25 protein-coding genes and 1 pseudogene are annotated in these 22,900 nt (G+C 56.5%); 19 read left to right on the top strand and 7 right to left on the bottom strand.

Annotated features, from left to right (window positions below; genetic code table 11):
- Positions 1 to 2: 2 nt before the first annotated feature.
- The 4 genes from EQV97_RS02665 (at position 3) to EQV97_RS02650 (ending at position 2,815) form a co-directional block, all read left to right on the top strand.
- The gene (locus EQV97_RS02665) at positions 3 to 914 is read left to right on the top strand and encodes a magnesium transporter CorA family protein (protein ID WP_122840569.1); all 912 of its coding nucleotides are present in this window, start codon (positions 3 to 5) and stop codon (positions 912 to 914) included.
- 194 nt (positions 915 to 1,108) lie between these two features.
- The gene (locus EQV97_RS02660; RefSeq protein ID WP_201147893.1) at positions 1,109 to 1,573 is read left to right on the top strand and encodes a DUF393 domain-containing protein; all 465 of its coding nucleotides are present in this window, start codon (positions 1,109 to 1,111) and stop codon (positions 1,571 to 1,573) included.
- A 90-nt stretch (positions 1,574 to 1,663) separates the two neighbouring features.
- Positions 1,664 to 2,224, top strand: coding sequence for a GTP cyclohydrolase I FolE (gene folE / locus EQV97_RS02655; protein WP_122840571.1), 561 nt, complete (start codon positions 1,664 to 1,666; stop codon positions 2,222 to 2,224).
- Between the two features lie 144 nt (positions 2,225 to 2,368).
- Entirely contained in the window at positions 2,369 to 2,815 is a 447-nt protein-coding gene (locus tag EQV97_RS02650; protein ID WP_045058345.1) for a PAS sensor domain-containing protein, read from the top strand.
- 69 nt (positions 2,816 to 2,884) lie between these two features.
- On the opposite strand, the gene EQV97_RS02645 is transcribed toward EQV97_RS02650, so the two are convergent.
- A complete protein-coding gene (locus tag EQV97_RS02645; RefSeq protein WP_240888325.1) occupies positions 2,885 to 3,871 on the bottom strand; it encodes an aldo/keto reductase in 987 nt (328 codons plus the stop codon).
- A gap of 156 nt (positions 3,872 to 4,027) precedes the next feature.
- On the opposite strand from EQV97_RS02645, the gene EQV97_RS02640 reads away from it, so the two are divergent.
- On the top strand, positions 4,028 to 4,945 hold the full coding sequence (locus EQV97_RS02640; protein ID WP_225570059.1) for a LysR family transcriptional regulator: 918 nt from the start codon (positions 4,028 to 4,030) through the stop codon (positions 4,943 to 4,945).
- An 80-nt stretch (positions 4,946 to 5,025) separates the two neighbouring features.
- Here the strand turns inward: EQV97_RS02640 and EQV97_RS02635 are convergent, their stop codons facing one another.
- Positions 5,026 to 5,925, bottom strand: coding sequence for a LysR family transcriptional regulator (locus EQV97_RS02635; RefSeq protein ID WP_240888323.1), 900 nt, complete (start codon positions 5,923 to 5,925; stop codon positions 5,026 to 5,028).
- Positions 5,926 to 6,047: 122 nt separating this feature from the next.
- On the opposite strand from EQV97_RS02635, the gene EQV97_RS02630 reads away from it, so the two are divergent.
- Complete coding sequence (locus EQV97_RS02630) at positions 6,048 to 6,662, top strand: NAD(P)-binding domain-containing protein (RefSeq protein WP_240888321.1); 615 nt, start codon at positions 6,048 to 6,050, stop codon at positions 6,660 to 6,662.
- Between the two features lie 554 nt (positions 6,663 to 7,216).
- A complete protein-coding gene (locus tag EQV97_RS02625) occupies positions 7,217 to 7,666 on the top strand; it encodes a PTS sugar transporter subunit IIA (protein ID WP_201147890.1) in 450 nt (149 codons plus the stop codon).
- An 87-nt stretch (positions 7,667 to 7,753) separates the two neighbouring features.
- On the opposite strand, the pseudogene EQV97_RS02620 reads toward EQV97_RS02625, so the two are convergent.
- A pseudogene (locus EQV97_RS02620) lies at positions 7,754 to 8,122 on the bottom strand (LuxR C-terminal-related transcriptional regulator); the annotation flags it as partial.
- A gap of 242 nt (positions 8,123 to 8,364) precedes the next feature.
- Here EQV97_RS02620 and EQV97_RS02615 point away from each other — a divergent pair.
- The 6 genes from EQV97_RS02615 (at position 8,365) to EQV97_RS02590 (ending at position 14,248) form a co-directional block, all read left to right on the top strand.
- Positions 8,365 to 8,970 (top strand): SCO family protein, encoded by a 606-nt coding sequence (locus EQV97_RS02615; RefSeq protein ID WP_163019502.1) that lies wholly within the window; start codon positions 8,365 to 8,367, stop codon positions 8,968 to 8,970.
- Positions 8,970 to 9,458, top strand: coding sequence for a copper chaperone PCu(A)C (locus EQV97_RS02610; protein WP_122840578.1), 489 nt, complete (start codon positions 8,970 to 8,972; stop codon positions 9,456 to 9,458). Before EQV97_RS02615 ends, EQV97_RS02610 begins: the two co-directional genes overlap by 1 nt.
- Before the next feature lie 144 nt (positions 9,459 to 9,602).
- A complete protein-coding gene (locus EQV97_RS02605) occupies positions 9,603 to 10,016 on the top strand; it encodes a DUF2946 domain-containing protein (RefSeq protein WP_240888320.1) in 414 nt (137 codons plus the stop codon).
- A 106-nt stretch (positions 10,017 to 10,122) separates the two neighbouring features.
- Positions 10,123 to 12,258 (top strand): TonB-dependent receptor, encoded by a 2,136-nt coding sequence (locus tag EQV97_RS02600; protein ID WP_240888671.1) that lies wholly within the window; start codon positions 10,123 to 10,125, stop codon positions 12,256 to 12,258.
- A gap of 164 nt (positions 12,259 to 12,422) precedes the next feature.
- The gene (locus tag EQV97_RS02595; RefSeq protein WP_163019504.1) at positions 12,423 to 13,865 is read left to right on the top strand and encodes an ATPase domain-containing protein; all 1,443 of its coding nucleotides are present in this window, start codon (positions 12,423 to 12,425) and stop codon (positions 13,863 to 13,865) included.
- Between the two features lie 23 nt (positions 13,866 to 13,888).
- Positions 13,889 to 14,248 (top strand): response regulator, encoded by a 360-nt coding sequence (locus tag EQV97_RS02590; RefSeq protein ID WP_122840581.1) that lies wholly within the window; start codon positions 13,889 to 13,891, stop codon positions 14,246 to 14,248.
- 74 nt (positions 14,249 to 14,322) lie between these two features.
- Here EQV97_RS02590 and EQV97_RS02585 read toward each other — a convergent pair whose 3' ends face one another.
- Complete coding sequence (locus EQV97_RS02585; RefSeq protein ID WP_045058343.1) at positions 14,323 to 14,574, bottom strand: hypothetical protein; 252 nt, start codon at positions 14,572 to 14,574, stop codon at positions 14,323 to 14,325.
- 163 nt (positions 14,575 to 14,737) lie between these two features.
- Here EQV97_RS02585 and EQV97_RS02580 point away from each other — a divergent pair, with 163 nt between their 5' ends.
- Entirely contained in the window at positions 14,738 to 15,055 is a 318-nt protein-coding gene (locus EQV97_RS02580; RefSeq protein ID WP_045058342.1) for a DUF883 family protein, read from the top strand.
- Between the two features lie 65 nt (positions 15,056 to 15,120).
- On the opposite strand, the gene EQV97_RS02575 is transcribed toward EQV97_RS02580, so the two are convergent.
- Positions 15,121 to 16,161 (bottom strand): Ldh family oxidoreductase, encoded by a 1,041-nt coding sequence (locus EQV97_RS02575; protein ID WP_240888319.1) that lies wholly within the window; start codon positions 16,159 to 16,161, stop codon positions 15,121 to 15,123.
- Between the two features lie 281 nt (positions 16,162 to 16,442).
- Here EQV97_RS02575 and EQV97_RS02570 point away from each other — a divergent pair, with 281 nt between their 5' ends.
- Positions 16,443 to 17,447 carry a FecR family protein gene (locus tag EQV97_RS02570; protein ID WP_240888317.1) on the top strand — a complete coding sequence of 335 codons (1,005 nt, stop codon included), beginning with the start codon at positions 16,443 to 16,445 and terminating at the stop codon, positions 17,445 to 17,447.
- 63 nt (positions 17,448 to 17,510) lie between these two features.
- Here the strand turns inward: EQV97_RS02570 and EQV97_RS02565 are convergent, their stop codons facing one another.
- Complete coding sequence (locus EQV97_RS02565) at positions 17,511 to 19,826, bottom strand: acylase (protein WP_240888316.1); 2,316 nt, start codon at positions 19,824 to 19,826, stop codon at positions 17,511 to 17,513.
- 244 nt (positions 19,827 to 20,070) lie between these two features.
- Here EQV97_RS02565 and EQV97_RS02560 point away from each other — a divergent pair, with 244 nt between their 5' ends.
- Positions 20,071 to 20,442 carry a fe2+ zn2+ uptake regulation protein gene (locus tag EQV97_RS02560; protein WP_122840585.1) on the top strand — a complete coding sequence of 124 codons (372 nt, stop codon included), beginning with the start codon at positions 20,071 to 20,073 and terminating at the stop codon, positions 20,440 to 20,442.
- A gap of 18 nt (positions 20,443 to 20,460) precedes the next feature.
- Here the strand turns inward: EQV97_RS02560 and EQV97_RS02555 are convergent, their stop codons facing one another.
- Positions 20,461 to 20,649 (bottom strand): hypothetical protein, encoded by a 189-nt coding sequence (locus EQV97_RS02555; protein ID WP_045058337.1) that lies wholly within the window; start codon positions 20,647 to 20,649, stop codon positions 20,461 to 20,463.
- Positions 20,650 to 20,900: 251 nt separating this feature from the next.
- Between EQV97_RS02555 and EQV97_RS02550 the strand changes: the two genes are divergently transcribed.
- From EQV97_RS02550 to EQV97_RS02540, 3 genes are all read left to right on the top strand, one after another.
- Positions 20,901 to 21,347 (top strand): DUF411 domain-containing protein, encoded by a 447-nt coding sequence (locus EQV97_RS02550; RefSeq protein ID WP_045058336.1) that lies wholly within the window; start codon positions 20,901 to 20,903, stop codon positions 21,345 to 21,347.
- Complete coding sequence (locus tag EQV97_RS02545; protein WP_240888670.1) at positions 21,347 to 21,781, top strand: YqaA family protein; 435 nt, start codon at positions 21,347 to 21,349, stop codon at positions 21,779 to 21,781. Before EQV97_RS02550 ends, EQV97_RS02545 begins: the two co-directional genes overlap by 1 nt.
- A gap of 82 nt (positions 21,782 to 21,863) precedes the next feature.
- Positions 21,864 to 22,889, top strand: coding sequence for an alpha/beta hydrolase (locus EQV97_RS02540; RefSeq protein WP_240888315.1), 1,026 nt, complete (start codon positions 21,864 to 21,866; stop codon positions 22,887 to 22,889).
- The last annotated feature ends 11 nt before the right edge of the window (positions 22,890 to 22,900 follow it).

Genomic DNA, 22,900 nt, shown 5'->3' with positions numbered 1-22,900 from the left:
CGATGATCGAAGCCTACAGCATTCAGGAAGGTAACCTGTGCCAGGCGCCCGACGATCAAGCCAGCGTCTGGCTGTGCGTCGCACCGGATGCCGGCGAGCAGTTGCTGCTCCGGGAACGATTGGGGATCGGCGCCCAGGCGCTGGAGTCATCCCTGGACCCGGACGAAGTAGCGCGAATCGAGATCAAGCCAGACCATCTGTTCCTGATCTGGAAGCGACCGGAGAGCTTCGATGGCCGAGCGTTCAATGTGTCGTCGTTCGGAGTGGTGTTGAGCGAGCAGAGGTTGGTGGTGATCTGCGCGAGCAACTCACTTCTAGCAGGTTTGGAGAGCGACTCAGCGCTGAGCGGCCCTCTGGATGTGCTGATGGCGCTGCTGGCTGAAAGCGTGCATCACTATTTGGGCCACCTGCGTGTTGTCAAGCAGATGGCCCGCGAGGTACAGCAACAAGTCAGCCGCACAATGGATAACCAGCAACTGGTGCAGATGTACAATTTGAGCGAAAGCCTTGTGTACTACGTGAACGCCATTCAGAGCAATGGCGCGGTACTCGCCCTGCTTCGAAGCCATGGCCAGCGCCACGGGTTCGGCCCAAGTCAGCTGGACTCGCTCAACGATCTGATTATCGAGAACGAGCAGAGCTATCAACAGGCAAAGATCCACGCCAAGGTGTTTGCGAATCTGATCGAGGCACGTGGCAATCTGGCGAACAATGGCATGAACCTGGCGCTGCGCAACCTGACCCTGATAAACGTGGTTTTCCTGCCACTCAACCTGATCGCAAGCATTGGCGGCATGTCGGAGTTCAGCATGATGACCGCCGCCATACCTTGGTGGGTGTCGTTCCCCTGTTTGGTTGTTGGCATGGCTTCGATAGGCGGCGGCATGGCCGCAGCACTGCGGCGAGTGGCTTGACGAGCCACGCTTGAAGTTGGACCGAGCAGGACTATGCCGCCCGCCGCTCGCAGCGCTGTTGCTGCGCTTATGATCCCTACTTTGAACGCTGCCCGGCGGGCGGGCGGACCAATTTCACGGCAAAGGAATGCCCACGATTGTCAGTTCGTTTTTTTAAGCTTATCTTGTACAAAACCTATACAAGATAACCATCAATGTACAATAAAGAGCATTGGCCACTAACGCTGTACTTCGACGGTACATGCCCGCTGTGCGCGCGCGAAATCAAGATCCTGCAGCGACACGCCGTAGAGAGTCGACTGCTGTTTGTAGACATCAGCAGTGATGCATTCGACGCCAGGACACTCGGGTTCACGCTCGAGCAAATGCAGTCCTCGCTGCATGCCCGTTTTGCCGATGGCCGCTGGTTAACCGGACTGGACGCCACTCTATGGAGCTGGCGAGCCGCCGGCCTGGGGTTCTGGGCAACGCCACTGACATGGCGTGCAATCCGCCCTCTGCTCGCCGTGGGTTATCGCCTCTTCTGCCGATTACGCCCCCATTTGGCCTGGTTGCCTCATCCGGATGGTCGCCGTCGATGCGTCGACAGCTCTTGCACAATGCCGGCATCAAAACCCGAACCCGACGAGCATCTCACCTGCAAAATTAAGCAGCCCTAGAATGCTTCGCTCAGGTTCTTCCCCAGCCCGAACGCCCCTAAGCCAAGGATGGCCGTCACATGAACCGCAGCATGGCTGCGAGGAATAGAAATGAACCCATCATTAGCCGAGCACTACCGTGAAATTCTCGTCAGCGTCGGCGAGAACCCTGAGCGTGAAGGATTGCTGGACACGCCCAAACGCGCAGCCAAGGCAATGCAATACCTGTGTAACGGCTACACGATGAGCCTTGAAGAAGTGATCAATGGTGCACTGTTCGAATCGCTAAACGATGAAATGGTCATCGTGCGTGATATCGAACTGTATTCACTGTGTGAGCATCACATGCTGCCCTTCATCGGCAAGGCTCACGTCGCATACATCCCCACCGGAAGGGTACTAGGGCTGTCGAAGGTTGCACGAGTGGTTGATATGTTTGCCCGCCGCTTGCAGATTCAGGAAAACCTCACAAAACAAATTGCCGACGCCATTCAGCACATCACCGATGCCGCCGGCGTGGCTGTGGTCATAGAGGCCAAGCACATGTGCATGATGATGCGAGGCGTGGAGAAGCAAAACTCGGTGATGACCTCATCAGTGATGCTGGGCGCCTTTCGCGAGTCGTCCGCTACGCGCCACGAGTTCCTGCAACTGATCGGGCGACCAGCTTGACACCAAAAGGTCGCGCCTTTCCGCGCATACCTTTCTTGCTGGCGGCGCCTTGGTCAGTCATGGGAATGCTGTCGAATTGTGTCGAAAGCATTTTGAAACCCCAAGTTGTCCTAAAATGATGTGACATTCACTGGGGCTCAGAAAATGATCAATGCAGAACTGCTGCAACTGATGGTTGAAGCATCCAACGATGGCATCGTGGTAGCAGAGCAGGAAGGCGACGAGAACATACTGATCTACGCCAACCCCGCCTTCCAGCGCCTGACGGGCTACGGTGTTGACGACATCCTTTACCAGGACTGTCGCTTTCTTCAGGGCAATGACCGCGACCAAAGCGGCCTGGCTACAATCCGGGAGGCAATAAAGAACTTTCACCCCTGCCGGCAAATCATCCGCAACTATCGCAAGGATGGCAGCGCTTTCTGGAACGAACTGTCGATTACCCCTGTGTTTAACGACGCAGATCAACTGACGTACTTCATCGGTATCCAGAAGGACGTCAGCGTTGAGGTTGAGGCTCGCGAGCGAGTCCGTGAACTTGAAAGTGAAGTGGCGCGATTAAAGGAACAATTGGCGCAATTGCGACGCTAAGCCTGACTGCGTCTAATGAATTGATGCCCGCTGCTCCTTTCAAGACCAATGACGTTTGAAGTCAATGAATTACCATTGGTGGTGCACATGAGAGGAGATTTTCGATTCATACAGGTCACGAACCGCTTGCATCGACTCCTCAGAAATGGGCGCCAAGTCACTCGAATCACTATTGGCTTTGGCTTGCTGTGGATTCTTGGCCCCCGGGATGACAGTCGTCACGCCGGACTCCATCAAAATCCAGCGCAATGCAAATTGCGCCATTGTGACGCCCTGCGGCACTAAGGGCCGAAGTCGCTCGACGGCTTCCAGCGCTACATCAAAGGGTACGCCGGCGAAGGTTTCCCCTTTATCGAACGCCTCGCCATTTCGATTGAACAAGCGATGATCATCCGCAGCGAAAGTAGTAGCATTGGTCATTTTTCCACTTAGCAAGCCGGAAGCCAAAGGCACGCGAACGATAACCCCAACTCCACGTTTTTTAGCCTCGTGCATGAAAAGAGAAGCGGGCCGCTGACGGAAGATGTTGTAGATCATCTGAACCGAAACGACACCAGGGTATTCGATAGCCTTCAACGCCTCTTCGACCTTTTCCACCGAAACACCGTAGTGACGTATTTTCCCCGCGGTGATCATGTCCTCCATTACCTGAAAGACATCGGGTTGATAGTAAATTTCGGTAGGTGGGCAATGAAGTTGAACAAGGTCGAGACAATCTGTTTGCAGATTTCGGAGGGAGCGGTCTACGAAATCGTTCAGATTCGCTCGCGTGTAGCCTTCAGCCACATGAGGATTTAACCTCCTTCCAGCTTTCGTCGCGATAAAGGGCCGATCCCCGCCTCGCTCTTTCATCACATCTGCAATGATGCGCTCTGATCGTCCGTCACCGTAGACGTCTGCGGTATCGATGAACGTCGTGCCTTGATCCAATGCCGCGTGAAGTGCCGCTTTGGCATCGGACTCGGAAACCTCACCCCAGGCTCCACCGATGGCCCATGCACCAAATCCAATTTCTGAGACTTTTCTGCCCGTGCGTCCAATGACTCGGTGATGCATATCTGATTCCTCTTCTCTTAGCCCTGCATGACGCCACTGGCGGATATTCCCAATCACGCGGTCGTTTGGCGATGCCATCGGCTCGTTGACGGGGTGGTGATAATCGCACAGGCTAAACTGAAATCAGTTCATCCAGTCAGTGAAGCCGAATCATCTATGACTCAGAAAAATCGCATCGATTTCGCAGACCTGAAAGTTTTCCTGTCCATCGTCCGATGGGGAAGTTTCAAATCAGCAGCTAAAGAATTGGGCCTGACTCCTTCGGCTTTGAGCCATGCCATACGGCGGCTCGAAGACCGCTTGGGCGCAAAATTACTGAACAGGACAAGTCGAGCCGTATCGCCCACTTTTTTGGGGCTGGATTTAGCGGAGCGTCTGGAAGATGGCTTCAACAAGATCGGCGCCGCGCTTGAAACGTTTGAAGCGCCAGGCGTCGGCAATCTGGGTGAGATTCGTCTCAATGTATTTGCAGATGCTGCCGATCTGCTGATCGCACCAGCACTCCCTGAATTCGTCCGACGCTGCCCAGGCGTGCGTCTAACGGTAGTGGTCGATAACAGGCCTATTGATATTGTGGCCGAGGGATACGACGCGGGTATACGCTACGGTCATCATGTTCCGAAAGATATGGTCGCATTGCCGTTGAGCGGGCCTCAGCGCTGGGTTTTGGTGGCCTCGCCAGGCTACGTCGAGCAACACGGAGCGCCAATGACCATAGAAGATCTGGAGCATCACACCTGTCTTCAACTACTTTTGGGAGATAACTCGAGCTTTCGCTGGGAGCTGCAGGTTGAGGGTGAGCGCAGGAAAATTCGTGTTCCAGGATTGGTGACCATCAATGATACAGCCACAACTATCTCTGCCGCTAAAGCGGGCGTGGGCATCGCCTATGTGCTTGAAGCACGAATAACACCGGAATTAAAGTCTGGAACACTGAGATTGATACTTCCCCAGCACGCATCCGCGGAAGATCCATTCCATATATATTACGGTAGTCGTAAATATAATCACCCAGCACTGCATATACTGATCAACATTATAAGAGAACAGCAATCCCTTCCAAACCTGATGTAGGCAATTTTTCACACGTCTGCAGCGTGCTGAGTTCTTCTCCTGTCGAACTCACAAAATCATCTTTAATCGAAGCGGAAACGCTAGCCAATCGGACTGATTTTTATCCGATCTATCAACCACCGCCCGGCTGGGCCGGGCAATGTGCTGGTTGCATGAACCGCAGAAATATCGATCTTTACACCGTCTCTGGGGACAGTCTCGACATCCAGCATCACCAGCGTTCCGTCCGCCAGATCTTGCTCGATCATGTGCAACGGCATACTGCCCCACCCCACACCATCTTTCAGAAAAGCGTACTTGGTTGAAAGATCGGCCAAACGCCAAGTCAGTGGCGACATCACGCCATAATCTTGTCCTGCCAACATTTCCGAGCGATCGGTTAACACCAACTGAATGTGCGTGGAAAGTTCGCGCCTGGAGATTTTGCCACTGAGTCGTGACAACGGATGATCGATGGCAGCGACCATGACCAGGGAAAATTCGCCAATGCGCTCGCTGGACAGTGTGGGAAAATTTATGGGCAACGATGCAAGGATGCCAAGGCTGCAACGGCCGTCCAGTATCGGCTGATAGCCGGCACCGAGGCCCTCTACGAAAATCTTCAAGCGGGTCAAAGGGAAGCGCTCGGCAAACTCTTTGACGACGGCTGTGATCGCTGAGGTGGGGAAAAACACGTCCACGACCACAGACAATTCCGGCTCAAGGCCGGACGCCATGAGTTTGGCCCGCGCTTTCAAAATATCCACGCCGGAAACAATATTGCGCGCATCTATAAGCAACAGTGCCCCTTGCGGCGTCAGCTTGGGGAAACGTCCCGAGCGGTCGAAAAGCACCACGCCGATTTGATCCTCCAGACTGCCGACCCAGCCACTGACAGCCGACTGCACTCTGTTGAGTTTTCTGGCGGCGGCCGAAAAACTCCCTTCATCCACCGCAGCGATGAAGGTTCTTAGCTGATCAAGCGATACGCCGTCGAGCATTTTTCCTCCGGCCCATCTCTAAAAGAGATACATAGTATCTCAATATACCGTCTTTTAAGATTCAACCAACAAGGTCATCTTGTCCGTGAGCTTTTCATTCACACGACCCTGGTGACTTCATCATGCAAATCCTCCACCTCGATTCGAGCATGACTTACTCCATCATTGGTTCCGGCAAAGTGGGCAGCGCCCTCGCCCGCCAGTTCGCCCGAAGCGGCATCCCGGTCGGGATTGCCAACACAAGAGGTCCACTCAGCCTTGCAGCCCTCACCCACGAGCTGGGCGACAGCATCGTTGCGCAGCCCCTCGAACAGGCCTTGAGCGCGGACATTGTGATTCTGGCCATCCCTTTCAGCGCTCATCGGGACATCGGTAGGAAGATGGCTTGCTGGAACGATAAGATCGTCATCGATGCGATGAATACATATGGAGTGCCGCCCCAGGAACTGGGTGATCGAGCATCAACCGACGTTGTCGCCACCTCATTCGTGGGAGCCCGGGTAGTCAAAACCTTCAATCAGCTTCCTGCCGCACGATTAGCCGAACACCCTACGCAGGATGGAGGGCGCAGAGTGATGTTTGTTTGGAGCCGAGATCAAGATGCCAACATTATCGTTACCGAACTGGTCGATCAGTTGGGCTTCGCCCCGATATCGCTTGGTACGATCGATGAAGGAGGAAAACTGTTAGGGCTAGGCGGCGCGCTCATCCTTCAAAATATCGTCAAATATCAATAATCGGACAGCTGAGTGACCCTCTTTGGCGATGGCTGCGCAGTAGCAAAAAAATCGTAAAGAAATCGTAGATCGCCTTGAGTTCCGCCATAGATATTTTATCCTCCGGAATACATTTCGACGGAAGAACATTATGAGCAGCTCAGACCTGGGAATTATGATCATTTCAATTATTGGATTGTTCGGATTGGCATCTTTTGTTTTTGAGCATTTGAGCCGTAACCGCTCAACCAAAACTAACTATCAGAACTCCCCGATGGAAAAGCGACAACGTGAAGCCCGGCCAAAGAAAAATACCCATTACTAAAAAATTACCCTGATTCAACCACACCACTTTAATCTTTATAAGATCTTTATTCTTTCGCTGCCAATGCTTTTGACAATTTACCATCTATCGAGACAGGCTGCCTTCATTGCTGGGGAGAATGCCATGGACTTCATCTTTTTAGTACTCGGAGCGCTATTGTTAAGCCGGGTGGGCCTGGCGCGCGGCTCCACGCCGGAGACGATCTAAATTCACAAAAAACGATGGGGATTATTAAGTGGGAGACACGCAAATGGTTAAGCTCGCCGAACACCTCTCTGTTAATGACATCCTGCTCGGAGTAGATGTACCTAATAAGTCAGGACTGTTTGAACTTGTTGGCCAGCATATGGAACAGACACATAAATTGCCTCGGCACTGCGTTACGACCAGTCTTTTACGACGAGAGCAGGCGGGCAGCACCGGCTTAGGGGATGGAGTGGCGGTACCTCATGCGAGGTTGAGTGAACTTGATACGATTCATGCACTTTATCTACGGCCGAGGGGCCCTATGGCTTTTAATGCTTCTGACAGAAAGCCGGTTTCCGATATTGTTGTGCTTCTCGTGCCCGCCCCCGCAGCGCCTCTGCATCTCGATCTGCTTGCAGAAATCGCACGTTTGTTCTCCGATCATAATTTTCGCGAAGAGCTTGATCAGTGTGAAAATGAACAGGAAATCATGAGTCTTCTTGATCGTAGTTGATCAGCATAAAACCCTCGCAACTTAAGGCTCAAGAGATTATGAGTCGGTGGGGAATAAGGCGTTGCAGTTCTTTTTTCCCATCGCTGCCTAAAAATTTTTCTGGCGACCGCCCTCCTTAAGACGTTCGGACAACTTGACCAGTTCGGCGAGGGAGTCGGCTTTCATCTTGCGCATCAAGGCGCCGCGCCGTACCTTCACAGTGACTTCGCTGACGCCCAGCCTTGCGGCGATCTGTTTATTCAACAGCCCGGTGACCACCAGGTTCATGACATCACGCTCTCCTTCGGAGAGACAGGCATGACGACCCTGCAAATCATTCAAAGCCGCGGCCGCCTCACGCCTTTCGCGGTCATGGCGCAGGCCTCGTTCAATGGCGTCGAGAAGGTCCTGCTCGCGAAACGGCTTCGTCAAAAACTCTAGAGCGCCCGCCTTCATGGCTCTCACCGACATGGGGATGTGCTTAAGGCATCGCCCGCGCCAAAATGTCGCAGACTAACAAGGCGACAGGCATTGGTAGACTCTTCAACTCACCTTCGGTTGGCAGGACACATGCGCTCAATCATCATATTTGGGCTACGCATGACCTAACGTCCAGTCAGGCGGTATCAATCACCGTCATTTTGATACCATGGGATTTTTTTAGATGATACGTCTACAGGGTTGACTGAACTGCTGGACGATCCAAAAGGCCTTAATACATGAGTGTTTTGTTGACTCGCCGCAAGGTGGTTGCTGGTATGGGGTTGCTCGGTCTGGGCATCCTGACCGGCTGCGATTCCAGAGGAGAGCTGTCGTACAAATACGGCAAAGATCTGAGCAATCAGATCCTTGGGCGCACATTCAAGTTAAAGGATACTGACGGCGAGGTGAGAATGCTCTCGAGTTATCGAGGCATGATGCCGATGGTGTTTTTCGGATTTACCCAATGCCCGGCGATCTGTCCCACCGCCCTGGCTCGCGCAGTAAAAATCAAGAAACTGATGGGCAAGGATGGCGACCGCCTCCAGGTCATCTTCATCACACTGGATCCCGAACGGGATACACCTGCCGTACTCGACGCCTACGTCAAAACCTTCGACCCTTCATTTGTCGCACTTTACGGAACACTGGAAGAAACGGCTGCTACGGCCAAAGAGTTCGGCGTGTTTTACGAAAAAGTCCCGAGCGGATCAACATATACCCTGTCCCATACCGCGACGAGCTATGTTTATGACTCCAGGGGAACGCTACGCCTTGGATTGTCTCACTCGCTTTCTGCACAAGAGTGTGCGGAAGATTTGCTCACCGTCATGGAGGTCTGCTAATGAACTCGACTCTCAATCAAGCCAGCATTGCTCAACGCGTCAGACAGGTCGTACTCGGGTTGTCTCTCCTCGGCCTGGCTTGTCAGGTATCGGCCCAGACGCAGGTAGGCGACGCTTGGGTTCGCGCCACAGTCGCAGGGCAGCAGGCGACTGGGGCGTTCATGACTATCACGGCAGGCAGCGACAGCAAACTGCTCAGTGCGCAGTCACCTGTGGCTAAAACCGTGCAAATTCACCAGTCGACCATGAAGAACGACGTGATGAGCATGCAACCGGTTGAGTTCGTCGCGTTGCCTGCTGGCAAAGCCGTCACACTGGATCCCCACAACTACCACATTATGCTTATTGATCTGGTTGAACAGGTCAAAGAAGGCGACAAGGTACCGCTGACGCTGACGGTTGAGAATGCCACAGGCGCCAAGGAGTCGATCAAGGTTGAGGCAACGGCACGGGCACTGAATATGCCCGATCACAGCAAGATGAATTGATGAGCTGAAGAATAAAATCAGTGACGTTTGACCCAGAAAACGTCACTGATCCAGGATTGCGTTGCGCCATGGAACGAGCTGCGGCGATTCGTCTCCCCCGGCGACTGTTCCCCCTGAAAAAAACTCGGTGCCAGAGTCGCCCCCATGAAAACTGCCCGCAAAGACCTGTCGTCTATTGCATGGGTGCTGTACGCCAGCCTCCTGTTCAGTCTGCTCGCCTGCGCAATTCATCACGGGCAGATGGGCGCCCTGAGCTTGAGCGGATTGAACGGCGGCTTTTGCTCTGTCAGCAACGAACACGGCCCCTATATGGATGCCAGCGATCCAGATGATCCTGCGCCACATCTGGCGACCCAGTTTTCCTGCCCCCTGTGTTCGTCCTTTGCCGCCGCGCTGGCCATCAACACCTTGGCCTCGGCGCTTGACTATGTGCCAGGCGGCACCCTGAGACCGATAGTCGTAAGCAGCCTGGCGCAGCCACCACCACGCTATGTGTGGCCTGCGCTCAACCCTCGAGCATCTCCCGACGCTTCACTCGCAGTGACTCTCTCGGCCTGATATTGCCTGCCTGTGCATTTGCGCAGCCTTAGGGGTTTTCAGGTACGACCCTCACACTTTTGCGTGGAAGTTGTCCATGAACACAAGAAACACTTCGTTGGTGCTGATGATCGGTGCCTGCAATCTGGCCTGGGCCGAAGAAAATGCCCTCGACTTGCCGGCCACTACTATCTCCGCTCGCCAGGAAAAGCCCTCAGGCGTAATTCTCGACCAGCCAATCAAGACCGGTTCACGCCTCGGTCTGACTGCCCGCGAAACGCCCGCATCGGTGAGTGTTGCAGACCGTTCGATCATTGAGGAACGCGGCGCCAAGGACACTCAGGATGTCATCAATTCCATGACCGGGATCAATGCATCGGCAAACCCGGGCTTCGGCGGCTTTGTGTCTTACCGTGGTTTTACTCAGAATCAAATCACCCAGCTCTACAACGGCATCGGAATGAGCTACAGCAGTGCCACACGCCCGGTGGATGCCTGGATTTATGATCGAGTGGAACTCATCGGGGGGCCGTCTACATTCCTCTACGGTGCCGGGGCTGTGGGTGGTTCGATCAACTACATCACCAAGTTGGCCAGCCGGGAAGAACAGGCAGTCGAAGGCCGCGTGCGCTATGGCAGCCATGACTCCTCAGAGCTTTCGCTTGGGGTCAACCATGCCCTGAGTAGCGGCGCGGATCCGCATCACTTTGCTCGCCTGGATGTCAGCCGTACCGGCAGTAATGGCTACATGGATCGCAATAAACGCGACTCCACAAGCACCGCGTTCTCCATCCTCAGTGACCTGACGCCGCAGCTCAGTCACACCCTTGCGCTTGAATACCAGGAAGACAAAGAAGAGAGCCCCTACTGGGGGTCACCGATTCTGAACCCGGTCGGCGATACCATGAAGATCGACAAAAGTCGACGCTTTGAAAACTATAACGTGGGCGATGGACGTTACGAGCAGCGCGTCCGCTGGGTGCGTTCGATCATCGATTATCAGGTCAACGACAGCACCAGCCTGCAAAATACGCTCTACCACTACGACGCTCAGCGTGATTATCGAAACCTGGAGAACTATCGCTACAACACCGATAACAGTTTGGTGAGACGCGGCTCTGCCTATCTGCAACGGCATGAACAACAGGTCGACGGTAACCGCTTCGAATTGCGCCACGACAACACCTTGTTCGGCATGACCAGCCAGTGGTCTGCCGGCTTCGACTACTCGGTAAACCAGCAGAAGTTGTACCCCAATAGCAAGTTTTCGAGTTCGCCATACGATACGGTTGATCCGGACAACTTCGATCCTGGCAGTTTTTACGACATCTCTGGCGTCAATAACGGCTTACAAAAAGTGCGCAAGCACCAGGTCACTACCTTGGCTGGCTTTCTGGAAAACCGCCTTGGACTGACGGATAAACTGGCTCTCCTGACCGGCCTGCGCTACGACCACTTGCATATGGAGGTGAACAACTACGGCGCGGTCACTCCCACCAGCCCGGCGTTTTTTGAGCGCACTTGGGAACCCGTCACCGGGCGGGTCGGTCTGGTCTATGCCTTCACTCCAGCACTCAATGTCTACGTGCAATACAGCACAGCCGCTGATCCGCCGGCAGGCAACCTGGCCTCGGCGACCTTTTCTCAGGCGCAGAACGCCGACCTGACCACCGGCGAACAGATTGAGGTCGGCAGCAAGTTCGACTTCCTCGATGGTCGTGGCGCGGCAACACTCGCCGCTTACCAAATCGTTCGTAAAGACTTTTCGGTCACTGACCCTGACAACATCAACAATACAACGCAGGCCGGTCAGCAGACTTCAAAGGGAATCGAGCTGGCGGGCAAGCTGCAAGTCACCCCCAGGCTGATGGCGGAAGCTAACTTCGCCTACGTCGATGCCCAGTACGACGAGTTTACCGAGAACGTGGGCGGCCAGGCGGTATCACGTAAAGGCAACACCCCAACTAATGTGCCCAATCATGTTGGAAACCTCTGGCTGACCTACGAAATTGTGCCGGCGTGGCAGGTAGGGATGGATGCGCGCTACGTGGCGTCGGTCTATGCCGACAACGCCAATACGTTGAAAGCGCCCTCTTACACTTTGTACGGCGCATTCGCCCGCTTCAAAGTTGATGAACAGACGGCGGTTACCGCCCGCTTGCGCAACCTGACCGATGAAATCTATGCCAAGCAGGCGTACGGCACCCTGTATTACCAGGGCGCACCCCGAACTTTCGAAATAGCAGTGGATACACGCTTCTAAGCGAGGTGCAGCGATGTTATGGCGCTGTGGTTGGCGTCGGGGTAATGTTGCTCCATGCCGGCTAGCCAACCATGCTCCAGGCGTAAATGGCTCCAGAGCTAAAATGGCGTTAGCATTGAGTCCACTCGGCTTAAACAGCCCGTTTTTTTTCAGATCAGGGTCGCATCGTGGAAAAGCTAAAACGCCTCCAAAGTGGAATAGAAGGTCTCGACGCGCTGCTCAAGGGAGGGCTGGTCGCAGGCGCTTCGTACATAATCCAGGGGCGCCCTGGGTCTGGAAAAACGATCCTGGCCAACCAACTCGGGTTCCATCACGCGAGTAATGGAGGCCGGGTTCTGGTCGCCACCCTGCTGGCCGAGTCACATGACCGCCTTTTTCAGTTTCTTTCTACCCTGAGCTTTTTCGACTCTTCCAAAGTCGGCGCCGACATTCAGTTTGTCAGCGCGTTTGACACCCTGGAAAACGAAGGTCTGGGTGAGGTAGTAAAGCTGCTGCGGCGCGAGATAAGCCGCCAGAAAGCCACGGTGATGGTGGTAGACGGCTTGCTCAACGCACGCTCAAAAGCCGATTCGCACATCGACACCAAGAAATTCATTTCGGAGTTGCAAGGCCACGCTGCTTTCGCCGGTTGCACCGTACTGTTTCTTACCAGCTCCCGACTCGATGACGGCAGCCCTGAGCACACCATGGTTGATGGCGTGATTGAGATGGGTGAGGAGCTCTATGGCACTCGCTCAGTGCGTCGTATCCAACTGCGTAAAACTCGCGGCAGTGGAGCAATGACAGGGCTTCATGAGTGTGAGATTACCGACAACGGATTAGTGGTATACCCCCGACTCGAAAGTCTCTACAGCCACCCGTCCGCCCCCGACAGCGCCGACATGACGCGTATTGCCAGTGGCATCGAGTCGCTGGACGGCATATTGGGCGGAGGTCTTTACAGTTCGAGTGTGTCTCTGGTCATGGGCCCCTCGGGGATTGGTAAAACAACCCTTGGTCTCAAATTTTTGGCAGAGTCGACCGTGGAAACCCCGGGCCTGCATTTTGGTTTCTACGAAAGCCCACAACGGTTGCGACTCAAAGGCCAATCACTGGGTATCGATATCAAAGGTATGGAAGACAGCGGCGCCCTGAGCATTGCCTGGCAGCCTACTACTGAAGGCCTGCTGGATGGACTGGGCGCACGACTGCTGAGTCTGGTTGAAGAAAAGGGCATCAAGCGCGTGTTCATCGATAGCCTTAACGGCATGACAAGAGTCTCGACAAATCCGGCGCGGATTACTGACTTCTTGAGCGCCTTGATGAACGAGCTGCGATCCAGGGGCGTTACGGTATTTGCCTCCTGGGAAATGCGCGATCTTTTTGGCTCCGAGGTCAGCGCACCAAACTCTGACCTGTCCAGCATCGTCGACAACCTGATGCTGATGAGGTTCTCTGAGAATCACTCTGAACTAAGCAGGACGCTATCCATTCTTAAAGTAAGAGACAGCTCTTACGATCCCTCTCGATTTGAGGTCGTCATCCGTGATCATGATGTTTTCCTGAAAAAGGCTTCAAGACATGAACCATCAGTACCTACTGAGTCATCTCCCGGTTCAACGTCTTAAGCTTATGAGCGGGTTGAATTGACATGACCACCATCCTGGTCGTCGACGACGAGTATTTGATCGCCGACATTCTCAGCATCGCACTTGAGGATGAGGGGTTCATGGTGGTAACGGCCAGCAATGGTCGAAAAGGGCTCGAGGTTCTTGGTAGAGAACAGCCTGCCCTGATCATCACCGACTTTATGATGCCGGTCATGGACGGCCTGGAATTCGCCACAGCCGTCCGGGGCCTTCCTTGCGCTGATCGGTTGCCGATCATCCTGATGAGCGGTGCTCAGGCACATATCGGAATGCACAGGTCGGATTTGTTTGATGCTGTATTGGCGAAGCCATTCAACATCGACTTGATCATTGCCGAAGTCAGAAAACTCTTGGGGTCGTAGCAGCCCGCAACCGCTCAAGGCAATGAGAGCCGCCCAAGTGCGCGGCGATCAGCGACCCCAGGGAGCCCGCTTGGTTACTTGGCAGCCATCAGGCGATTGACTTCACTGCGCACCATGTTGGCAAATTCCGGGGGCGACATGGCGTCGAGCTCCGAACGGACCCACTCGGCCCATTTACCTTTGCGTTTGGCGCGCTCGCCAAACAACCGTGCGGCCTCGCCCTTGGCTTTGCCCAGGTTGCTTTGCCAGAGATCGAACAGACGGGATTTTTCATCTTCAAGCGCGGCGCGCTCGGAAAGGGGTTTGTCGGCCAGATTGAAGCTCATGGGGTTTACCTGCTGTGTAAATTGGCAACATCTTACACCCTGGCAGGAAATGTCCTGCGCTGGATTTTCTCAAGGAACACATTTTCGCGCTAGATCCCTGCAACTTTTCCTGCCGCTCTACACTCCATTGTTCACTGTCCATCCATCAGCAAGGAGTACTTCAATGGCCCGGAAAACTGCCGCGCAAATCGCCGAAGATCAAATCAAGGATCAAGCATTCAGCGAGTTGCAAGCGTTGATCGAAGAGTCGGACAAACTGCTCAAGAGCAGCGCATCACTGGTCGGTGAAGAGGCAGAAACCCTTCGCGGACAGGTTGCCCAGAAACTCCAGCAAGCCATGGACTCGGTCAGCAGCGTGCGCGATCGGACCAAGCCTGCCGTAGAAGCCACCGAGACCTACATCGGTGGCCATCCATGGCAGACCGTGGCGATCTCCGCAGGTTTCGGCCTGGTGGTGGGACTGCTGCTCGGCCGCCGCTGATACAACCGCAACCTCCGAAGCGGCTGGCGTTGCCAGCTGCTTCGGCGTTTCAGCCTCAGGCAGGTCTAGCCCCCCGCAAGCGCCCGCAGATTGTCCAAGGTCTGCGCATCCAGCTCGATACCTCCAGCCGCTGACTTGGTCCGTTGTTGATGACGGCGGTCCCCCGGCAAACGTTTAAGCCCTGCACCATGCATCTGCCGCACCAGCTCCTGGCTGCGCTCGGCAAAACTCTGCCCGGCGGCCTTGCTCGGGTCGATCACAATCAGCAACTGTCCGGTCCACGGGGTCTTGGCTCCCGGGTGGTTGGACCAGTCGAACTCGAAAGAAAAATTCCCACCTGTCAACGCTGCCGCCAGCAACTCCACCATCATCGACAGTGCTGAGCCCTTGTGCCCGCCAAACGGCAGCAAAGCGCCGCCCTCAAGGATGGCCTTTGGGTCCTGGGTCGGCTGGCCAAGGCTGTCGACGCCCATGCCCGCTGGCAGACGCTCGCCCTTGCGCGCGGCGATCTGTACGTCGCCATGGGCAATCGCGCTGGTGGCCAGATCAAAGACGATGGGATCGCCGTCGGCGCGTGGTGCGGCAAAGGCAATCGGGTTAGTGCCAAACAGCGGCCGGTCGGCACCGTGCGGCACCACGCAGGTCATGCTGTTGACCACGCTCAAAGCCACCAGCCCTTCGTAGGCAAAGGGTTCAACATCGGGCCACAACGCGGCGAAGTGATGGGAGTTGCGGATTGCCAGCACTGCGATGCCCGCACTGCGAGCCTTCTCCACCAGCAAAGCGCGCGCTGCCGCCAGCGCAGGCTGGGCAAACCCGTTGCCGGCATCGACCCGGACGAAGCCTGAGGCCACGTCTTCTACCAGCGGGATGGCCTGGCCGTTGACCCAGCCACTTTGCAGGGTCGATACATACCCGGGAATGCGGAATACGCCATGGCTGTGCGCGCCGTCCCGTTCGGCGCCCGCGCAGTTGAGGGCCAGGGTGCGGGCGACTTCGGCGCTGGTGCCATGGCGCAGGAAGATCTTTTCCAGTAACTGGGTCAATTCATCAAAAGACAGATTTTGCGAAGCCGTGGGCGTGGCAAGTTCGTGTGGCGCGGACATCTGAAGCTCCAGATTAATTATTGGAGGGGGCAACAGCGTGTAATGACAAACAAACCGATTAAACAAAGTGAGCTGCACGGCCTGTCAATCTTTCGACCGGGCGGCGTTCAACCGGATCAATGTAACCGACCCGGCGGGAAATTTGGCGATAACTATTTACCAGGCGGCCCTTTGAACGGCAGGTTTAAATGAAAAACATTGCTGTTTGATGGGTAATTGCCATGACGGTGTTCTCGCCGACTTCCTGCAAAGGTTAGAATGCAGGAAATCAGGATGAGTCAATGACCGACACCCCCCTTCCGCAAGCCGAATATGACGCCATTACCGATGCCGCTGCGCATTGGTGCATGCGTCTGCATGCCATCGACTGCACCGCGCAAGAACGCCTGGCGTTTGAGCAGTGGCTGGATGCTCATCCGCTGCACGCATTTGAGTACGAAGCGATGCTGGAGATCTGGGAAGTCGCTGGCGACCTGCCGCGTCCGGCCACCGAAGGTGCGGCCGTCCTCCCCTTCAAGCCTGCCTCCCCTTGGCGAACCTTCGGTATTGCAGCCGCGGTCTGTGGGCTGGCGCTACCGCTGGCCGCCTACAGCGGCTGGAACCTGGGTTGGCTGCCCAATGCCTACGAGCACATTGAAGCGGGCGATATGGTGCGCCATGTGACCCTCAGTGATGGCAGCGAAGTCGAGCTGAACCTGGGCAGTAACCTGACGTTTACCAACTACAAGGATCAGCGCCGCGTTACCTTGAACAAGGGTGAAGCCTTTTTCAAAGTCAGCCACGACACGAGCCACCCGTTCATCGTGAAGGCCGCTGACGGCCGGATTCGGGTCACCGGGACTCAATTCAATGTCTGGATGTATGAGGATCAGGTACGGGTCAACCTGATCGAGGGTTCGGTGCTGGTCAGCAGTAACGATGACCTTCCAGGTGATGGCCTGCGCCTGGGTCCTGCCATGCAGGCCAGCTATGGTCGCGGAGACTACACTGCGCGCATCAGCCAGACCTACGACAACGACAATTCGCTGGCCTGGCGCAGCGGCAAGCTGGTACTCGATGACCTGACGCTGAGCAACGCCCTGCCCCTGATCAACCGCTATCTAAGCAAACCCCTGGCGGTCGCCGACCACAACACCGGTGCGCTGCGGATCGGCGGAATCTACAACATCAAGGAGCTCAACTCTTTGGTGGCCTCGCTGCCCAAGGTGCTGCCGGTGTACGTGACCCGCAACAAGGACGGTAACCCGGTGCTCAACGCCATGCCGCAACAGGCCCCAAAAATCTGATACTCGCCCACAAAGTTGTTATCACAGGCTCATGTGCAAAGACTTGCTCTCACAGGGTCGCGCCTAGCGGCCATCCCCCTCGCTGATCCGCTCGACCCGGTACTGCGGATCTGCCTCGATCTGCTGTTGGGTAAACGGCAAGACGCTGAGCTTCTTCCGGGAAAACGCCTCGGTCTGATCCCGCGAATGCTTTGACTGGGGATCGCTCGACAGCGAAAACGCCAGCAGTCCCTGGGCGTGTGGCCCCTTTTCATCGAAGGTCACCACCTGCAGGTAACTGGTGCCGCTGACCACCTCGAGCCGGCCGTCACTCCTGGGCACGCTCTGTATCGCGTTGTACACACCCAAGGTGCCTGGCCCGCCATGGATCGGCGTTTGCTGCCCGCCACTGCTGGCCACCTGGATGTCGCCCCAGCGACTGTGCTCGTTCAAGCCCATTTTGGCCGCCTTCTCCAACGACGCCAACATTGCTCCACGAATCGTTTCGGCAACCTGCGGCTCATCCACCCGCAGCCCGCGCGGCGTGTGCTGCGGGTCTTGTGGATCGAAACCCACACGCCATGCATCAGGCGACTCCTGCAGCGCCTGCATGAGGTTCTGGAAGTGCACAAATCCGATACCGCTGTCCAGATTCGCCCTGCGGTCCCAGGCTTTGAGGCTATTGCATACCGCAGCGAGTTGCTGCGCATCAGCCCCTTGGCCTGAAGCGCATAGCTGCAGCATATCCGGCATCACCAGGCCAGCGAGGTAGACCTCATCATCCAGCACCATGCGTTGCAGGTCGGCGGCGCCAATACGCCCCTTTGCCAAGGCCTGCAGGCGCTGCAGCGCGAAGCGCGAACGCAGCCCCAGCGGCTGCTCCTGCTGGCTGATCAACGGGGAGAATCCAGTCAGCGGTTGCGCAGGGTTGACCATCCACGCCGAGTCGTTGGAGTGCTGCACGAAGTCCTTGCGCAGCAGTTGCGGTAAGTCGGCAGCGGCATAAATACCGGGTTGCACAGCCTGGGGATCGACGTCCCACGCGCATTCGCTGCGAGAACCATCGAGCACGATCATCTGCAGGCCGGCGCGCGGGTCGCTGCACGCCGCCAGTTTCGCGGCATTCACGTTGGGCACGACCGAAAGGTTCATGTAGAGCGTCTGGCCCTGATCATCGGCGGCCAGGGTGTTGACCCAGGGGATACCCTGGATCTTGTGCACCGACGCTTGCAACTGGCCAAGGCTGGTTGCGCGGTTCATCGAGTACCACTGCTGTAGCACCCGATCGTTTTCCAGATTGGCATCGCGCAGGCTGTAGGCGAACTGCGAATCCCAGTCCAGCTTGCCGGGCCATTGTACCACGGGGCCGAATCGCGAGCTGTAGACTTCGCGTGTCATCGGCTGCACCTGACCGTCCGCAGTTTTTGCCTTTACCATCACGGTCTGCCGGGTCATCGGCAGCGACTTGCCATCCAGCAAATAGCGGGTCGGGTCCTTGGGATCGAGCTGCAGGCGGTACAAGGTAAAGTGTTTGGACGAATCCACCGTGTGGGTCCAGGCCAGGTGCTGGTTGAAACCGATGTTGATCATCGGCAGCCCGGGCAACGCGGCGCCCATCACGTCCAGCTGGCCGGGAATGGTCAGGTGCATCTGGTAGAAGCGCATGCCGCCGACCCAGGGAAAGTGCGGGTTGGCCAGCAACATCCCGCGCCCGTTAAAGGAACGCTCGCTACCCACTGCCACGGCGTTACTGCCGCGATCCAGGGCAAAGCGCTGCAGGCGCGTGGACGCCACCTGGAACGAAGCCGGCGGACCGGCCTGTGCAGCGCCTGCCTGGGGCGGCGAGGCACCCGCCAGTGCTTCGGCAAACTGACCGACCCCTCCCTCGACCAGCAAGCGCCGGGTCAGCTTGACCAGATCCTGCGCGGTGATGTCGCGCACCCATTCGCCCTGGCACTGCGGGGGCAGGCCCTTGGCCCGGGTTTCTTTCAGGGAGCGATTGAAACCCGCCACATAACCTTCCATCAGGTCGCGCACGGGGGGCGTTTGCGCCTGCCAGAATGCGGCAACCGCCTGGGGCGTGTTGAGCCAGGTGAAAAACACGTCGCTGACCTGGTTCTCCCGTTCTTCCACGGTCAACTGGGTCGGACCGAAGTAGCGCGAGCGCTCGCCATTGACCGTGACAATCTCGTTCGCCAGCAAGCACAGATTATCTTGCGCATAGGCGTAACCGATCCCGTAGCCCAGGCCGCGCTCGTTGTCGGCGCGGATGTGCGGTACGCCAAAACTGGTACGCCGGATATCTGCAAAGGCCTCGGTCGGCTGCGCGCTTGCCGCAACGTTCACCGCTGCCAATACACCCGCAAGGCTCAATCGGGTCAACTGCCTGGAAATAATCACGCTCGCTCCTGATCGAAAATGCCAGTCATTGGCTGTACGTACGCGACTGGCCTTCCCCCAAGAACGAAAATCCCGGGCAAAAATTTAGCGCCTGCAACCCGGTCTGCAAGGCCGCTCACACCTTGCCGACATGGCGTCGACAAAATTTCTACATTTGAGCCTTCATGATTTGCCCCTCTCATCCGTCTTATTAAATGAGAGCACCCATCATTTACCGGACAAAGCTCGGAAAAGGAGTTTTTGCATGTACAACTCGCAACTGCCAACGGACGGTAGCATTGCGCCAATGGGAACATCCATTGGTGCCGGCGTTTTCGATCAACGTACCGATCGCCATGGCAACGAACGCATCAGGGTCCTGCTCAAGAGCTTCGGCCTGCGCACCAGCCTGATCCGCCTCAAAGTCATCGACGCCCTGTTGAGCGCCGCCGAACAGGAGCGTTCGCTGGGCGTGCGCGGGGTGCACAGCCAACTGCTGGACCTGGATATCCCCCTGTCCTTTCTCAGCGTGCGCGAAGTGTTGAAACGCTTGTGCAGCGAAGGGGTGATCAGCCTCAACCCGGACAAGAGCTACAGCCTCAATCCCCAGGCATTCGCCGCATTGCACGGCGAATAATCATCCAGTGTGCGTCGTTCAGGGCTTGACCTTGCGGCGCATCACGCCGTTGATCACGACCACCAGCACCGCCACGCCAATGGCGATGTACTGGAAGGTTTTTTCGCCGATGACGCCGGTGTTCTGCAGATAAGACAAGCCAAACATGATCGCCAGCACTACCAGCGAGATCAAAATCGAATACTTCAAACGTTGTGACTGGGTCATGGGTCATTCCTGAACGTGAAAATATAGCCGCCTGCCTGTCGGGGCGCAGGCGGCTCATCATGTTACAGGACTCGATTCCAGCCGGCACCGATGGTTTGCGGTGCAGTTGCACCCCAAGCTTTGCCTCAGGATGGATCCGCCTTGATCCTTCCCGCGCATTTTTGTAGTACTTGGAAACACTCCTTGAAGGTCTGGCCGTCGAAAAAGGTCAAAATGCACGTTTCCGGCCGCAATTCGAGACGAGACTCACCATGCGAACCCACCTGCGACTGGCTGCCTTGAGCGCCTTGTTCATTTCTTCCCTGGCCCAGGCCGCCGACCTCATCCCGATCGAGGTCCATCGTGACGCCAACTGCGGCTGCTGCAAAAAGTGGATCAGCCACCTGGAAGCCAATGGTTTCAAGGTCGAGGACCACGTTGAAGCCGACATGAGCGCGTTCAAACAGAAACACGGCGTGCCGCCTCGCCTGGCGTCCTGCCACACCGGCCTGATCAATGGCAAATTTGTCGAGGGTCACGTGCCGGCCGATCAGGTGCTGGCCTTGAGCAAGCGCGACGATTTGCTGGGCGTGGCCGCCCCCGGCATGCCCATGGGTTCGCCCGGAATGGAAATGGACGGCATGAGCGACGCCTATCAGGTGATCGGCCTGAACAAGGCTGGCGCTGACGTGGTGGTGGCGGACTATCCGGCCAAGTGATTGTTGGGGCCTACCTGGGGCTTTTCCTCGCCGCGTTCGGCGCCGCCACCTTGCTGCCGTTGCAATCGGAAGCCCTGCTGGTGGGTTTGCTGCTCAGTGGCAAATACTGGCTCTGGGCACTGCTGGCGGTGGCGACACTTGGCAACGTCCTGGGGTCACTGGTGAACTGGTGGCTGGGGCGCGGTATCGAGCGCTTTCGTGATCGTCGCTGGTTTCCGGTGAGCCCCCAACACTTGGAAAAAGCCCGGGTGCACTACCAGCGTTATGGCCATTGGTCGCTGCTGCTCAGTTGGCTGCCGATTATTGGCGACCCGCTGACCCTGGTGGCTGGCGTCATGCGTGAGCCATTGGGACGATTCCTGCTGATTGTCACTTTCGCCAAGGGCGCGCGTTACGGTGTACTGGCCGCAGCGACCCTGGGCTGGGCCGGTTGAACGATCAGCCCCGCGTATTGCCTGTTTAATGTTGCCCTAATGAGGCCGTCCCAGGATTGGTCGATTACCAAGGAGTTCACCCATGCCCCTCGCCTTTTCCCGCTGGCTGCCCGGCCTGATGTTGAGCGCTGCGCTGCCTGCTCTTGCCTACGCCGAAGGTCCGGAATATGGCCCGCAATTGCAGGGCTTCGAGTACCCCTACACGGTGAAGCATTTTGCCTTTGAGTCCCAAGGTGAATCACTGCAAATGGGTTACATGGACGTCGCCGCCGAAGGCAAGGCCAACGGCCGCAGCGTGGTGCTGATGCATGGCAAGAATTTCTGCGGCGCGACCTGGGACACCTCGATCAAGGCGCTGAGCAAAGCCGGGTACCGGGTCATCGCACCGGACCAGATCGGCTTCTGCACCTCAAGCAAGCCAGCACATTACCAGTACAGCTTCCAGCAACTGGCGACCAATACCCAGCAACTGCTCAAGGCCCTGGGCATCCAGAAGGCCACCCTGCTGGGGCATTCCACCGGCGGCATGCTCGCCACCCGCTACGCGCTGCAATACCCCGAACAAGTCGACCAACTGGCCATGGTGAACCCCATTGGCCTTGAAGACTGGAAAGCCCTCGGCGTGCCCTATCGCACCGTGGACCAATGGTATGAGCGTGAGCTGAAAGTAACCGCACAAGGCATCCGCGACTACGAGCGCAGCACCTACTATGACGGGCGCTGGAAGCCTGAATACGACCGTTGGGTCGACATGTATGCAGGCCTGGCCAAAGGGCCGGGCAAGACCCAGGTGGCGTGGAATTCGGCGTTGATCTACGACATGATCTTCACCCAGCCGGTGTACTACGAATTCAAGGACCTGAAGGTGCCCACGCTGTTGCTGATAGGCACGTCCGATACCACGGCCATCGGCAAGGACATCGCACCGCCGCAGGTCAAGGCGAAAATCGGCCATTACGAAGTGCTGGGTAAACAAGTGGCCAAACTGATTCCACAGTCGACCCTGGTGGAGTTCCCCGGCATGGGCCATGCACCGCAAATGGAAGAACCGGAAAAATTTCACCAGGCCTTGCTCGCCTGGTTGAGCAAGACCAACTCCGTTCCTTGATGAGGTAAGGC

The sequence above is a fragment of the Pseudomonas sp. TMW22090 genome (assembly GCF_022496665.1).
In the GTDB taxonomy this organism is placed as follows: domain Bacteria; phylum Pseudomonadota; class Gammaproteobacteria; order Pseudomonadales; family Pseudomonadaceae; genus Aquipseudomonas; species Aquipseudomonas gregormendelii.
Note: the sequence above shows the minus strand (reverse complement) of the source record. Positions and strands in the feature narration are given on the sequence as shown.